Origin of the sequence: Rummeliibacillus sp. TYF-LIM-RU47 (assembly GCF_008638315.1) — a bacterium.
Lineage (GTDB): Bacteria > Bacillota > Bacilli > Bacillales_A > Planococcaceae > Rummeliibacillus > Rummeliibacillus stabekisii.
Window position 1 is genome coordinate 876,119 of sequence record NZ_VVIR01000001.1, and the last position, 13,520, is coordinate 889,638.

The 13,520-nt window shown below is 38.2% G+C and carries 16 protein-coding genes; all 16 read left to right on the forward strand.

Annotated features, from left to right (window positions below; genetic code table 11):
• Positions 1 to 10: 10 nt before the first annotated feature.
• The 16 genes from F0527_RS04280 (at position 11) to rseP (ending at position 13,492) form a co-directional block, all read left to right on the forward strand.
• Positions 11 to 2,071 carry a chemotaxis protein CheA gene (locus F0527_RS04280; RefSeq protein ID WP_150283912.1) on the forward strand — a complete coding sequence of 687 codons (2,061 nt, stop codon included), beginning with the start codon at positions 11 to 13 and terminating at the stop codon, positions 2,069 to 2,071.
• Between the two features lie 24 nt (positions 2,072 to 2,095).
• Entirely contained in the window at positions 2,096 to 2,542 is a 447-nt protein-coding gene (locus F0527_RS04285) for a chemotaxis protein CheW (RefSeq protein ID WP_223823520.1), read from the forward strand.
• Positions 2,543 to 2,554: 12 nt separating this feature from the next.
• Entirely contained in the window at positions 2,555 to 3,187 is a 633-nt protein-coding gene (locus F0527_RS04290) for a chemotaxis protein CheC (RefSeq protein ID WP_150283913.1), read from the forward strand.
• 1 nt (position 3,188) lies between these two features.
• On the forward strand, positions 3,189 to 3,689 hold the full coding sequence (locus F0527_RS04295; protein WP_150283914.1) for a chemotaxis protein CheD: 501 nt from the start codon (positions 3,189 to 3,191) through the stop codon (positions 3,687 to 3,689).
• Positions 3,689 to 4,021: a hypothetical protein gene (locus F0527_RS04300; protein WP_150283915.1), complete on the forward strand. Its 333-nt coding sequence runs from the start codon at positions 3,689 to 3,691 to the stop codon at positions 4,019 to 4,021. The genes F0527_RS04295 and F0527_RS04300 overlap by 1 nt, the downstream gene beginning before the upstream one ends.
• 83 nt (positions 4,022 to 4,104) lie before the next feature.
• Positions 4,105 to 4,875: a FliA/WhiG family RNA polymerase sigma factor gene (locus F0527_RS04305; protein ID WP_150283916.1), complete on the forward strand. Its 771-nt coding sequence runs from the start codon at positions 4,105 to 4,107 to the stop codon at positions 4,873 to 4,875.
• An 18-nt stretch (positions 4,876 to 4,893) separates the two neighbouring features.
• Positions 4,894 to 5,196: a hypothetical protein gene (locus F0527_RS04310; RefSeq protein WP_066785668.1), complete on the forward strand. Its 303-nt coding sequence runs from the start codon at positions 4,894 to 4,896 to the stop codon at positions 5,194 to 5,196.
• Between the two features lie 8 nt (positions 5,197 to 5,204).
• Positions 5,205 to 5,732 (forward strand): hypothetical protein, encoded by a 528-nt coding sequence (locus F0527_RS04315; RefSeq protein WP_150283917.1) that lies wholly within the window; start codon positions 5,205 to 5,207, stop codon positions 5,730 to 5,732.
• A gap of 152 nt (positions 5,733 to 5,884) precedes the next feature.
• Positions 5,885 to 6,607: a 30S ribosomal protein S2 gene (gene rpsB / locus F0527_RS04320; RefSeq protein WP_066785674.1), complete on the forward strand. Its 723-nt coding sequence runs from the start codon at positions 5,885 to 5,887 to the stop codon at positions 6,605 to 6,607.
• 343 nt (positions 6,608 to 6,950) lie between these two features.
• Positions 6,951 to 7,838: a translation elongation factor Ts gene (gene tsf / locus F0527_RS04325; RefSeq protein WP_066785683.1), complete on the forward strand. Its 888-nt coding sequence runs from the start codon at positions 6,951 to 6,953 to the stop codon at positions 7,836 to 7,838.
• Between the two features lie 73 nt (positions 7,839 to 7,911).
• Positions 7,912 to 8,649: a UMP kinase gene (gene pyrH / locus F0527_RS04330; RefSeq protein WP_066785685.1), complete on the forward strand. Its 738-nt coding sequence runs from the start codon at positions 7,912 to 7,914 to the stop codon at positions 8,647 to 8,649.
• Positions 8,649 to 9,206: a ribosome recycling factor gene (gene frr / locus F0527_RS04335; protein ID WP_066785687.1), complete on the forward strand. Its 558-nt coding sequence runs from the start codon at positions 8,649 to 8,651 to the stop codon at positions 9,204 to 9,206. The genes pyrH and frr overlap by 1 nt, the downstream gene beginning before the upstream one ends.
• A 242-nt stretch (positions 9,207 to 9,448) precedes the next feature.
• Positions 9,449 to 10,234, forward strand: a complete 786-nt coding sequence (locus F0527_RS04340) for an undecaprenyl pyrophosphate synthase (protein ID WP_066785689.1) — start codon at positions 9,449 to 9,451, stop codon at positions 10,232 to 10,234.
• A gap of 6 nt (positions 10,235 to 10,240) precedes the next feature.
• Positions 10,241 to 11,035 carry a phosphatidate cytidylyltransferase gene (locus F0527_RS04345; protein ID WP_066785692.1) on the forward strand — a complete coding sequence of 265 codons (795 nt, stop codon included), beginning with the start codon at positions 10,241 to 10,243 and terminating at the stop codon, positions 11,033 to 11,035.
• A 13-nt stretch (positions 11,036 to 11,048) separates the two neighbouring features.
• A complete protein-coding gene (gene dxr / locus F0527_RS04350) occupies positions 11,049 to 12,194 on the forward strand; it encodes a 1-deoxy-D-xylulose-5-phosphate reductoisomerase (RefSeq protein WP_150283918.1) in 1,146 nt (381 codons plus the stop codon).
• Between the two features lie 38 nt (positions 12,195 to 12,232).
• On the forward strand, positions 12,233 to 13,492 hold the full coding sequence (gene rseP, locus F0527_RS04355; protein WP_066785698.1) for an RIP metalloprotease RseP: 1,260 nt from the start codon (positions 12,233 to 12,235) through the stop codon (positions 13,490 to 13,492).
• Positions 13,493 to 13,520: the final 28 nt, after the last annotated feature.

Here is a 13,520-nt window from a genome sequence, read left to right on the forward strand (position 1 = left end):
AGGACTCTTCATGGATACAAATCAATATTTAGAGGTCTTTATAGATGAGAGTAAAGAACATCTTCAATCATGTAACGAAAATTTGCTGGCTCTAGAACAAAATCCACATGATTTAGCTATCGTAAATGAAATTTTTCGGAATGCCCACACATTAAAAGGGATGTCTGCCACAATGGGATTTGAAGACCTAGCAGACTTAACTCACAAGATGGAAAATGTATTAGACGGTATCCGCAATGAAAAAATTACAGTAACGCCGGAAATTCTGGATGTGGTATTTGAATCCGTGGACCATCTTGAAGCAATGATTGATGATATCTCTGGCGGAGGTAATGGAAAAAGAGATGTTACGAGCACTGTACAAAAATTAAAAATGATTGAGAATGGTGAAGAAATCGTACAAGCTTCTGAAGCGAAAGAGGAAGTACAAGAATCTGGAGCATCTTCAAATGATGCTTTGCAATTCGATGAATTTGAATTAACAGTGCTTCAGCAATCTCGCGAGCAAGGTTTTCATACATATGAGATTACCGTCTTGCTACGTGCTGACTGTCTTTTAAAGGCTGCCCGCGTTTATATGGTATTTGATATTCTTGAAAAATTGGGTGATGTGGTGAAATCTTCGCCATCTGTAGATAAGTTGGAAGAAGAACAATTCGACCAAGAATTCCACGTTGCATTTATAACTAAAGAGCCAGTTAACGACTTACAAAGTAAGCTAATGAAGGTTTCTGAAGTTGAACAGATTACTATCACACCAATTGATGAATCAAAGGCGAATGAAGAGGCGGCAGCTACAACGGTAGCAGAAACAGCAGAAGTAGTTTCTAAAGATGAAAAACCAACCAAAGAGACTACGGCCCAAAAAGCAGCAAACTCAGTACCAAATAATAAGGTTTCAGAGAAGAAAAGTGCCCAAGGTAGTAAAACAATCCGTGTTAACATTGAGCGATTGGATATTTTGATGAACTTATTTGAAGAGCTTGTAATCGATCGTGGGCGTTTACAATCAATTGCTGGTGAATTAAATCATGGCGAGTTGAATGAAACCGTAGAAAGAATGGCACGCATTTCTGGCGACTTGCAGAATATTATTTTAACCATGCGCATGGTGCCAGTTGAAACAGTATTTAATCGTTTCCCCAAAATGGTACGTCAGTTAGCCCGTGATTTGCATAAACAAGTCAATCTTGAAATCATCGGGGCAGAAACTGAATTGGATAGAACAGTTATTGATGAAATAGGTGATCCGCTTGTCCATTTAATTCGAAATGCTTTAGATCACGGTGTAGAAGATCCAGAAGTACGTAAGAAAGCTGGCAAAACAGAACAAGGCAATATCGTTTTGCGCGCTTATCATAGTGGTAACCATGTGTTTATCGAGCTTGAAGATGATGGTGCAGGAATCAATAGAGAACGAGTTTTAGAAAAAGCGATTGCTAAAGGAATTGTTACAGCTGATGCTGCAGAATCAATGTCAGATCAACAAGTGAATGAATTAATTTTGTCTTCAGGCTTTTCAACAGCTTCGGTTATTTCTGATATATCTGGTCGTGGAGTAGGTTTAGATGTAGTTAAATCTACAATCGAGTCATTAGGCGGTAATATTACGATTGAATCTGTAGAAGGCAAAGGTTCATTATTCTCTATACAGTTACCACTGACTCTATCGATTATTTCAGTGATGCTTGTTGAAATTGAAAAAGAAATTTATGCTATTCCGCTTTCATCTATTATTGAGACATCAATTATTCGGAATTCTGACATTATGAATGCGCATAATCAAAAAGTAATCGATTTTCGCGGGAAAGTTGTGCCGTTATTATTCCTTGATGAATTCTTTGATGTACCTCGCCCAGAACCAAAGGATGATGAATTCCATTCTGTAGTTCTTGTGCGAAAAGGAGAAAAAATGGCAGGATTAGTGGTCGATTCGTTTATAGGCCAGCAAGAGATTGTGTTGAAATCATTAGGAAATTACTTAACAAATGTATTTGCCATTTCGGGGGCTACTATCCTTGGAAACGGCCAAGTAGCATTAATTGTAGACTGTAATTCACTAATTAAATAATGTTTAGAAGGTTAGGTGAGCACTTTGGAAAAAGCAGTAGATATGGATAGTGTGAAAATTATTGTGTTTCAATTAGGGGAAAAAGAGTATGCCATTCCAGTGAACCAAGTGCAAGGCATTGAAAAAGCGATGCATATTACGCGCGTACCCAAAACGCCCAGCTACGTTAAAGGTGTCATTAATCTAAGAGGTGTGGTAACACCAATTATTGATTTGCGCGACCGGTTCAACGTGAAATCAACGGTAGAAAATGATGACACACGCATTATAATTATATCCCTAGATGATATGGAAGTAGGTTTTATTGTAGATGCTGCCAATGATGTGATGGATATCCCGACGAGTTCAATTGAACCTCAGCCTGAAGTGGTCGGCTCATTCGAGGAAGAATTTATATCAGGCGTAGCAAAGACAGATAAAAGGCTTCTTATTCTATTAAATTTAGAGAAAGTACTTCACACCTTAAAATAAGGGGGCATTTTCTTGTCTTTTAAAAATAATATTACCTCCGTTCATTTAGATGTATTGAAAGAGATTGGAAATATAGGAGCAGCGCATGCAGCTACTGCTCTTTCTAATTTATTGAATACAAAGATTGATATGAAAGTTCCATATGTTAAAATGGCTTCATTTAATGAAATTATGGAATTTGTTGGCGGTGCAGAAAGTGTTGTTGTAAGCATTTATCTTCGAATCGAAGGCGATGCAACCGGAGGGATGTTCTTCGTCCTAACAGTTGAACAAGCCAACCATTTTATTCGTAAATTAATACACGATGACAAGTTTGACTTTCAAGATACAAATGTATCGGATATGGGCATTTCAGCTATGCAAGAGCTTGGCAACATATTATCAGGTTCTTATTTATCATCCTTATCTGATTTTACAGGGTTAAAGATTCAGCCTACCCCACCTGCGCTGACAGTAGATATGTTCGGTGCCATTATAAGTTATGGGTTAATTGAACTTTCGCAAATTGGCGACCATGCAATAGTCATTGATACGACGATTTTTGAAGAACATATGGAAGGCTCAGAATCCGTACATGGACATTTCTTTTTATTGCCGGATCCTGAATCTTTCGAAACAATCTTTAGTGCATTAGGGGTTTTGTAAAATGATAGAAAGCGTGAGCACCGTAATAAAAGTTGGAATTGCACAAATGGATATAGTCAAGTCGCCTCACACGATCCGCACATCAGGGCTAGGTTCATGCGTTGGCGTCGTTTTATACGATGAATTTAAGGGTATTGCTGGGTTAATCCATGTAATGTTGCCGGATTCATCCCTTTCACGAAGCGATTCTCTAAATGTAGCAAAATTCGCTGATACGGCAATACCAGCCATGCTTGAGCAGTTAAAAAGAGAGGGCGTTTATCCTTTTCGGTTAAAGGCCAAAATTGCAGGAGGCTCCCAAATGTTTCAATTCGCTACAAATAGAGAATCAATGCGAATCGGGCCAAGAAATGTAGAAGCAGTCAAACAACAACTGAAAAATTTCTCTATTCCTATTGTAGCTGAGGATACAGGCGGTAACAGCGGCAGAACGATTGAGTTTAATACAGCCAATTCATTATTGCAGATTCGCACGGTCAACCAAGGAGTGAAGGAGATTTAATGGCGGGTTCTATTTTTTACAATTGGTGGGCAGCACTAGTTGCTTTCACGATTTACTTTTTTTACAACCTTCAATCGGGTGATACACCCACTCAAATTCTTATCCAAACATTTATCATTGCGTTAGTCGTTTTTGTTGCTTCTTTTCTTGTGCGTTATTTGATCGCTTTTGTTATGTACACACCAACTGAAATTGAACAAGAAGAAAATCCAAGCGATGAACAAATTGAAGTCAATGAAGATATGGAAAAAGCTGATCTAGAAGTAAATACAGAAAGCCAAGCAGAGGAGCTGGCGAAAGCCGTGAAGACTATGATGGCGCAAGATGAATAATATTAAAAAGGGAGCATATAATTTGGCTCCCTTTTATAGTAAGTATTTGATATAATATGGTTAAATATTAGGGGGGATACGAAATGCAAACAACCACACAAGAAGAACAGAAACTTTGGCAAAACTGGGTAGCAACACGCGATCCTCATGCAGGTGATCTACTAATAAAAAAATATACACCCCTCGTTTCGTATCATGTACAGCGAATAGGTACAAATCTACCAAAGAATATCTCAAAAGATGAATTAACGAGTCTTGGAATGATGGGGTTGTTTGATGCACTTAATAAATTTGATATTAACAGAGATTTAAAGTTTGATACATATGCCTCTTTTCGTGTTCGTGGCGCGATTATCGACGGCCTACGAAAAGAAGATTGGCTTCCACGCTCTGCGAGGGAAAAGTCTAAAAAAATGGAGCTGCAAATTGAGGCAATGGAGCAACAATTAGGGCGCCATGTTACCCCTGAGGAAGTTGCAGAGCAATTAAATATAAATGTTGATGATGTGTATCAGACGATGCAAGAACATTTTATGTCTAATATATTGTCAATTGACGAACATAACACAGACCAAGATGATACTGAGATAAAGTCTTTTGCGATCAGGGACCATCTTACAAAAACACCTGAAGAGGAAGCTGTACGAACAGAACTTTTACAGGATTTAGTTGAAAGTATTTTAAAATTAAATGAAAAAGAACAGCAAGTCCTTAGCTTATTTTACACAGAGGAATTGACACTTACTGAAATTGGGGAAATGCTTCATCTCTCCACTTCCCGCATTTCACAAATCCATTCAAAAGCAATCTTTAAGTTGCGCAAAATATTATCTGGAGAAATGCCAAATGAATAGCCGATAGGGGACAGAAGGATGAGTTTAAAATTTGTTGAGTTGCAAATAGCCTTGCCTAAAACCTTTGAAGCGGGCAAAGTATCGGAACAACACCAGCAGCAAGCCCTGTTAGGACAGGAATTAGCAAGCAGAGCACATCAAAAACAAGAAGCTAGAAAGAGGACATCTGTCTCAGAATCCAGTCCAACTGGAAAAGCTAAAAAGGAAGCTGTCGCTCATAGAACTGAGTCTGCCTCCCAGGAAAATAATGAAAAAAATAGCGCTAAGGTCAATGATTTAACGCATCCTTTTGCAGGACATTTAGTAGATTTTAAAGGGTAGGTAAAAATATGGTAATAGGTATAGTCTTTTTGTTTATCACTCAAGTTTTAAGCTTTTATTTTATTGCATTGCTTTATGTCAAAATTTCTCGTTTAAGAGATATAGAAACTCATCAGACAAAAGTGAGAGATGAATTGGAGGCTTCCCTTGGTGCTTATTTAGCGGAGATAAGAGATGAGAATGACCGTCTCATTGCAGAGTTGGCAACCAAAACACATCAAACGTTTGAAAACAGTACGAGCATTGAAAAAGAAGCTCAGAAGAAGGAACACCCTCTAGTAGAAGAAAGTAACTTCAATAACTTTAAAATGCCACGGAATAGCGTGGCAAAGGCCTACCAAAAAAATACTAAAAAAAATACGCCAAAAGCAACTTTTCAAGATCATTTGGCCGTAAACATGGAACAGCCCAAACCATTAACAATGGAAGAAACGGTAAAAGAATATTATCGTAACGGGAAGTCTGTGGATGAAATTGCAAAGCTCCTTCAAAAAGGAAAAACTGAAGTAGAGTTGCTTTTAAAGTTTGGGCAATAATATTTCTTGCAGAATACCAGGTGATATGATATATTATCAAATGGTGTTACATTACACACGTATTCTGATATAGGAGAAGGTGCTCGAATCTCGAGTTGCTCTTATAAAGGACGAATGCGGCGGACAAAAAAACCATATCAGGAGGAACTATCATGTCAGTAATTTCAATGAAACAATTACTAGAAGCTGGTGTACATTTCGGTCACCAAACACGTCGTTGGAACCCAAAAATGAAAAAATATATTTTTGTGGAACGTAACGGAATTTATATTATCGACTTACAAAAAACAGTTAAAAAATTAGAAGAGGCTTACGACTTCATGCGCCAAGTTGGCGAAGACGGCGGTAAAGTACTTTTCGTTGGTACTAAAAAACAAGCTCAAGAAGCAATTAAAGAAGAAGCAGAACGTTCAGGTAACTACTATATCAACCAACGTTGGTTAGGTGGTACTCTTACAAACTTCGGTACAATCCAAAAACGTGTTGCACGTTTGAAAGAGATCGAAAGAATGGAAGAGGACGGAACTTTTGAAGTTCTTCCTAAAAAAGAAGTTGTTCAACTTAAAAAACAACACGAACGCCTTGTTAAATTCTTAGGTGGTATCCGTGACATGCACGCTCTACCTGACGTTATGTTTGTTGTAGACCCTCGTAAAGAACGTATTGCAGTAGCGGAAGCTCGCAAATTAAACATTCCGTTAGTAGCAATGGTTGATACAAACTGTGACCCAGATGAAATCGACTACGTTATTCCTTCAAATGACGATGCGATCCGTGCTGTAAAATTAATTACTTCAAAAATGGCAGATGCTTTAATCGAGTCTAAACAAGGCGAAGAAGAAGCAGTTCCAGCTGAAGAGGTTGCAGCTGAGTAATTTCTGATTAAAAAACAGGTGATAAGCGGCTAAACCCTCTTATCACCTTTTTTTGAGAATAATAAAAATAAAGTGGAGCTTTGCTTGCTTTATAAACCAATGAACGCCTAATAGAAAACGGTCGTTACTTTTTTGGTAAGGGTACCAATCTATTAAAGCAGAAAGTTGGTTTAATGCTAATTATTGGGGTATTCTTAAATAAACACACAGTGTACTGATGTCTCTTTATTTGCTGGATTATATAATTTAAGGAAATATTGCATTAGCATCTACACCGGACGTTGGACTTAAGTTCCCTATATAGCTGGAATAATTCATGTGAATTTATAAGGAGGAATTTTCAATGGCAGAAGTAACTGCAAAAATGGTTAAAGAATTACGCGAAAAAACTGGTGCTGGTATGATGGATTGTAAAAAAGCATTAGTAAAAGTAGATGGAGATATGGAAGCGGCAATCGACTTCTTACGTGAAAAAGGTCTTTCTTCGGCTGCTAAAAAAGCAGATCGTATCGCAGCAGAAGGTACAACTTACATCGAAGTAAAAGGCAATGACGCTGTACTTTTAGAAGTAAATGCTGAAACAGACTTTGTTGCTAAAAACGAAGGATTCCAAAAATTAGTTAAAGAATTAGCGGATCACTTATTAGCTGCAAAACCAGCTACTCTAGAAGAAGCTATGGATTCAAAAATGGAAAACGGTGCAACTGTTGCTGAACATATTTCCCAAGCAATAGCTACTATCGGTGAAAAAATCACTCTTCGTCGCTTTACAGTTGCTTCAAAAACAGATGCAGATGCATTCGGCGCTTACTTACACATGGGCGGACGTATCGGTGTGTTAGCTGTTCTTGAAGGTACTACTGATGAAAACGTAGGAAGAGATGTTGCAATGCATATTGCTGCATTAAATCCAAAATACATCGCTCATGATCAAGTTTCTGAAGAAGAAATCGCTCATGAACGCAAAGTATTAACTGAACAAGCACTTAACGAAGGTAAACCTGAAAACATCGTAGCAAAAATGGTTGAAGGCCGTCTTCGTAAATACTTCGAAGAAATTTGCGTACTTGACCAAGCATTCGTTAAAAACCCAGATCAAAAAGTGGGCGACTACATCAAATCTGCTGGCGCTACTTTAACTTCTTTCGTGCGCTATGAAGTTGGCGAAGGAATTGAAAAACGCGAAGACAACTTTGCAGAAGAAGTAATGAGCCAAGTAAAAGGCAAATAATATATTCGTATGAATAGCAAAAAAGCAGGGAGCACATCTTTTTCGTGTTCCCTCTTTTTCAAGAAAAAGCATGATGGAGGTTCCAAAGAGTATGCAGCAGTACAAAAGAGTAGTCATTAAACTTAGCGGAGAAGCGCTTGCCGGAGAAGAAGGATTTGGCTTATCTCCTAAAATCGTCAAATCAGTTGCAGAGCAAGTGAAAGATGTAGTAGAGCTTGGAGTAGAAGTAGCATTAGTAGTAGGTGGCGGAAATATTTGGAGAGGCAAAATTGGTGCTGAAATGGGCATGGAGCGGGCAAATGCTGATTATATGGGCATGTTGGCCACTGTAATGAATGCTTTAGCATTGCAAGATTCACTTGAAAATCTAGATGTACCTACTCGCGTACAATCATCAATTGTTATGACGCAAGTTGCTGAACCTTATATTCGCAGAAAAGCAGTTCGCCATTTAGAAAAGAAACGTGTTGTCATTTTTGCAGCAGGAACAGGAAATCCTTATTTCTCTACTGATACTACTGCAGCTTTACGTGCAGCTGAGATTAATGCAGATGTCATTTTAATGGCTAAAAATAATGTAGATGGCGTATACTCTGCAGATCCAAGAATAGATACAGAAGCAGTGAAATATGAACAACTAACATACTTAGAAGTTATTCAGCAAGGACTACAAGTAATGGATTCAACAGCATCCACTCTTTGTATGGATAATGATATCCCACTTATTGTGTTCTCTATTACTGAAAACGGTAATATTAAGCGCGCTGTGTTGGGAGAAAACATTGGAACAATCGTGAGGAGGAACCCATAATGTCGAAGGAAGTTTTGGCGAAAGCTGAAGAGAGAATGGACAAAGCAATACAAGCATTTAGCCGCGCACTAGCAACAATTCGTGCAGGCCGTGCAAATGCTTCTTTACTAGACCATGTAAATGTAGAATACTACGGTGCTGCAACACCTATTAATCAGCTTGCTGGCGTCTCTGTGCCAGAAGCACGCCTTCTAGTAATCCAACCATACGATAAATCTGTACTAGGCGAAATTGAAAAAGCTTTATTGAAGTCTGACATTGGCATTACACCAACTAACGATGGTAACGTCATCCGTCTTTCAATTCCTGCTTTAACAGAGGAACGCCGTAAAGATCTTGTGAAATTAGTAAAAAAAGAAGGCGAAGATGCGAAAGTTGCTATTCGTAATGTACGCCGCGATGCAAACGACGATTGCAAAAAACTAGAAAAAAGTGGCGAAATTACTGAAGACGATTTGCGTGGATATTCTGAGGATATCCAAAAATTGACTGATGCTAATATTGAAAAAGTAGATCAAATTGCTAAAGAAAAAGAAAGCGAAATCCTATCCGTTTAATCATAGAACCTTGTCTTTTTCAAGGCGTCCTATAACTCAGGGACGTCTTTTTTGTTTTACATGCTCCTTATGAAGAAAGCGCATTTAAGTGATACATAGCTTTCCCTAAAACCTATCCATTTAGATTGGCTCTAAGTTTTAGGCTAAGCATCTTTTTTGTTTAGATTAAGGAAATTAATTGTTATTTTTGGTATGATAGAGGAAGTATACGTTCCGATTTGTAAGTTAGTGGAGGATTCTAAATGTTAGATAAATTCGGATGGAAGAAAACTGAAAAAAAAGACCTGTCATTGCAAGCGCAAATGGAACTGATTCAAATGCAAGAGGTGCCAAAGCATATCGCGATTATAATGGATGGTAATGGTCGCTGGGCAAAAAGCCGGGCTTTACCACGCTTTATCGGGCATCGTGAAGGCATGCATAATGTACGTGTGATTACAAAAGCTGCGAACGCCATTGGGGTTGGAGCGATTACACTATATGCTTTTTCTACAGAGAATTGGAAAAGACCATCAACTGAGGTAGATTTCTTAATGCGTTTACCTGAAGAATTTTTGGCTGACTTCCTGCCCGAGTTAATGGAGTTAAATATTCGGGTTGAAATGATTGGCGAAATGGATGGGTTGCCTTCGCATACAAGTCGAGCTGTGCAAAATGCAATGGATAAAACGAAAGATAATACAGGCATGGTGCTTAATTTTGCATTTAATTATGGTAGCCGCAGGGAAATGGTTCTTGCAGTACAAAAGATCGCAAGCCTTGTACAGCAAGGTGATCTTAACATGGCATCAATAACTGAAGAAACAATTTCTGAACAATTAATGACGTCAAGTATTGGAGATCCAGATTTACTAATACGTACAAGCGGTGAATACCGAGTAAGTAACTTTTTATTATGGCAACTCGCATATACGGAGTTCTTTTTTTCTGATATACACTGGCCAGAGTTTAAAGCGGAGCATTTGTACAGTGCAATAATTGATTACCAAAAACGCAATCGCCGTTACGGGGGATTGAAAGGAGAATAATGAAAGTTGAAACAGCGGATTATCACAGCAATTATTGCTGCGCTTTTATTTATTCCATTCGTGGTATACGGAAATTTGCCGTTCACACTATTAGTGTATGTGATGGCAGCGATTGGATTATATGAAGTTTTAAAAATGAGAGGAATAGCTTTACTGTCAGTTCCCGGCATTATTACGTTACTGCTACTATTTGTAGTCTTAATGCCGAAACAATGGAGCTTAGAACTACAAGAAGCTACTTCTTTTTCGCAAATGGAATACATGTTTATAGCAGCAATTCTATTGCTGATTTATACTGTCTTTGTAAAAAATAGTTTTACTTTTGATGATGTAGGATTCTTGGTAATCAGTGCATTGTATGTAGGGATTGGCTTTCATTACTTCATTACTGCAAGGGTGGAAGGATTGGCATTTGTTGTTTATGCATTGGTCATCGTGTGGACAACGGATTCTGGCGCCTATTTTGTCGGAAGAAAATTAGGCAAACGTAAATTATGGCCGGAAATTTCACCGAATAAGACTGTTGAAGGCTTTTTGGGTGGCATTGTGGTTGCAGTCATTGCAGCTTTAATATTCCAGGCAATTGTAAAGCTAGATTATTCATATGTCACAATTATACTTGTTTCCATTGTTGCGTCCATATTTGGCCAGTTAGGGGATTTAGTAGAATCCGCTATTAAACGGCATTATGACGTGAAGGATTCCGGTAAAATCCTTCCTGGACACGGTGGCATTTTGGATCGTTTTGATAGTATCTTATTTGTTTTGCCACTGCTTTATTTTTTACACTTTATTGGTTAAGGGTGATTAGTAGATGAAACGTATCAGTTTATTAGGCGCAACAGGCTCAATTGGATTACAAACATTAGACATTGTGAGGGAACATCCTGATCAATTTTCAATTGTAGCTTTTGCTGCTGGTAAAAATATCGAGCTTACAAAGGAAATAATAAAAGAGTTTAAGCCTAAGTTGGTATCTGTTCAACTAGAGGAAGATGCACAAAAACTTGCAAAAGAATTTCTAGACTCAGAATTCACGTATGGTGCTCAAGGGTTAATAGATGTAGCTACATATACTGACAGCGATATACTATTGAATGCTGTCTTAGGCAGTATTGGACTAGAAGCTACTTTGGCAGCGATCCAGCAAAGAAAAATGATTGCAATTGCGAATAAAGAGACACTTGTCACAGCAGGACATTTGGTCATGAGTGAAGCTAAGAAATACGGTGCACCGATTTTGCCAGTAGATAGTGAGCACTCAGCACTTTGGCAATCAATGCAGGGTGAAAATCCAAAAACTGTCTCAAGACTTATCTTAACGGCTTCTGGCGGTAGTTTTAGAGATCAAACACGTGATGAATTGGCGAATGTTACAGTTAAAGAAGCTCTAAATCATCCAAATTGGTCTATGGGAGCAAAAATTACAATTGATTCTGCTACATTGATGAATAAAGGTTTGGAAGTCATTGAAGCAGCGGTGTTGTATGATATGCCATACGATAAAATTGACGTATTAATCCATCGAGAAAGCATTATTCACTCGATGGTTGAATATCATGATACAAGTGTGATGGCACAGTTAGGTACACCGGACATGCGTACACCAATCCAATATGCTTTAAGTTATCCAGATAGGTTGCCGCGCTCTAATGCTGAAAGGCTGGATTTAGCGAAAATTTCTCAACTGCACTTTGAAAATGTTGACTTAAAGCGTTTCCGCTGCCTTGATTTTGCTTATCAAGCAGGTCGGATGGGAGGCTCTATTTTAACGGTTATGAACGCTGCGAACGAAGCAGCAGTGGGTGCCTTCTTACAAGGAAAGATCAAGTTTCTTGAAATAGAAGACATCATCGACAGAATGATGAACCAACATGAGAATATTAGCAACCCAGATTTAGAAACTATTTTACAAGTAGATAAAGAAACGAGAAAAACGATTCAAACCATGCTAAAATAGCAATAGTAATTTTATAATGCATAAAAAGGTGGGATTACATGCAATCAATCATTGCATTTATTGTGGTATTCGGTTCCATCGTGTTTTTCCATGAACTTGGTCATTTCATCTTCGCAAAGCGTTCAGGCATATTAGTGCGTGAGTTTGCAATTGGTTTTGGTCCTAAAATAATTGGGATCAATAAAGGCGAGACATTATATACTGTTCGTCTATTGCCAATGGGTGGTTATGTCCGTATGGCGGGAGACGATGCAGATGTCATTGAATTGCAACCAGGTTATCGTATTGGAATGCTTCTAAACAACCAAAACGAAGTAACTAAAATCGTTTTAAATCAAAACAAACAATTGCCGGACATGCTATTTTTAGAAGTAGAAAAGGCAGACCTTCAAAAAGAATTATGGGTAGAAGGTTATGACGAAGATGAAAAACTTGTCCGTTACCATATTGCCCGAAATGCAGTAATTGAAGAGAATGGCAGCGAGCTGATCATTGCTCCATACGACCGCCAGTTTAATTCAAAATCGGTCGGCAAACGTGCGATGACTATTTTTGCAGGTCCGTTGTTTAATTTTATTTTATCTGTTTTCATTTTTATCATTATTGCTTTTATTACAGGTGTACCGACATATGAACCTGTAATAGCGGGTGTTGTAAAAGACAGCCCAGCAGCTGTAGCAGGGATGCAAAAGGGAGATGTTGTGACATCCATTGATGGCAAATCAATCGATTCATGGCAAGAACTTTCAGATGCCATCCAAAAAAATCCAAAGAAGGATCTAACGTTGGATGTAACACGTGGAGATTCTCATAAAACTCTTACAGTGACGCCAGAAAAGAAAGATATTGAAGGACAGTCAATCGGTCAAATTGGCGTACAATATCAAAGCCCTGTCGAAAAGAATCCAGTCAAAGCATTATTGTTTGGATTCACTGAGACCTACCACTGGATTATCAAAATATTTACGATACTAGGTGCCTTAATAACTGGCGGTTTTACGATTGATGCCTTGTCGGGTCCTGTGGGTATCTATAAGGCAACCGAAGAAGTGGCTAAATATGGTGTTGTCAATATTATGAATTGGGCTGCAGTATTAAGTATTAACTTAGGAATTATGAACTTGCTTCCACTACCTGCTCTAGATGGAGGACGCTTACTATTCTTCGGATTTGAAGCATTACGGGGCAAGCCTGTCGATCGTCAAAAAGAGGGCATGGTTCATTTCGTAGGGATCGTTTTATTAATGATTCTTATGATTGCTGTAACTTGGAATGATATTCAACGCTTTTTCTTTTAGCGTATTAAATAGAGCTTCAATATAATAG

What these genes read in the sequence shown, in the direction of transcription:
- F0527_RS04280 (WP_150283912.1), top strand. Translation starts at nt 11, where the DNA reads ATGGATACAAATCAATATTTAGAGGTCTTTATAGATGAGAGTAAAGAA.
- F0527_RS04295 (WP_150283914.1), top strand. Translation starts at nt 3,189, where the DNA reads ATGATAGAAAGCGTGAGCACCGTAATAAAAGTTGGAATTGCACAAATG.
- F0527_RS04300 (WP_150283915.1), top strand. Translation starts at nt 3,689, where the DNA reads ATGGCGGGTTCTATTTTTTACAATTGGTGGGCAGCACTAGTTGCTTTC.
- F0527_RS04305 (WP_150283916.1), top strand. Translation starts at nt 4,105, where the DNA reads ATGCAAACAACCACACAAGAAGAACAGAAACTTTGGCAAAACTGGGTA.
- F0527_RS04310 (WP_066785668.1), top strand. Translation starts at nt 4,894, where the DNA reads ATGAGTTTAAAATTTGTTGAGTTGCAAATAGCCTTGCCTAAAACCTTT.
- F0527_RS04315 (WP_150283917.1), top strand. Translation starts at nt 5,205, where the DNA reads ATGGTAATAGGTATAGTCTTTTTGTTTATCACTCAAGTTTTAAGCTTT.
- rpsB (WP_066785674.1), top strand. Translation starts at nt 5,885, where the DNA reads ATGTCAGTAATTTCAATGAAACAATTACTAGAAGCTGGTGTACATTTC.
- tsf (WP_066785683.1), top strand. Translation starts at nt 6,951, where the DNA reads ATGGCAGAAGTAACTGCAAAAATGGTTAAAGAATTACGCGAAAAAACT.
- pyrH (WP_066785685.1), top strand. Translation starts at nt 7,912, where the DNA reads ATGGAGGTTCCAAAGAGTATGCAGCAGTACAAAAGAGTAGTCATTAAA.
- frr (WP_066785687.1), top strand. Translation starts at nt 8,649, where the DNA reads ATGTCGAAGGAAGTTTTGGCGAAAGCTGAAGAGAGAATGGACAAAGCA.
- F0527_RS04340 (WP_066785689.1), top strand. Translation starts at nt 9,449, where the DNA reads ATGTTAGATAAATTCGGATGGAAGAAAACTGAAAAAAAAGACCTGTCA.
- dxr (WP_150283918.1), top strand. Translation starts at nt 11,049, where the DNA reads ATGAAACGTATCAGTTTATTAGGCGCAACAGGCTCAATTGGATTACAA.
- rseP (WP_066785698.1), top strand. Translation starts at nt 12,233, where the DNA reads ATGCAATCAATCATTGCATTTATTGTGGTATTCGGTTCCATCGTGTTT.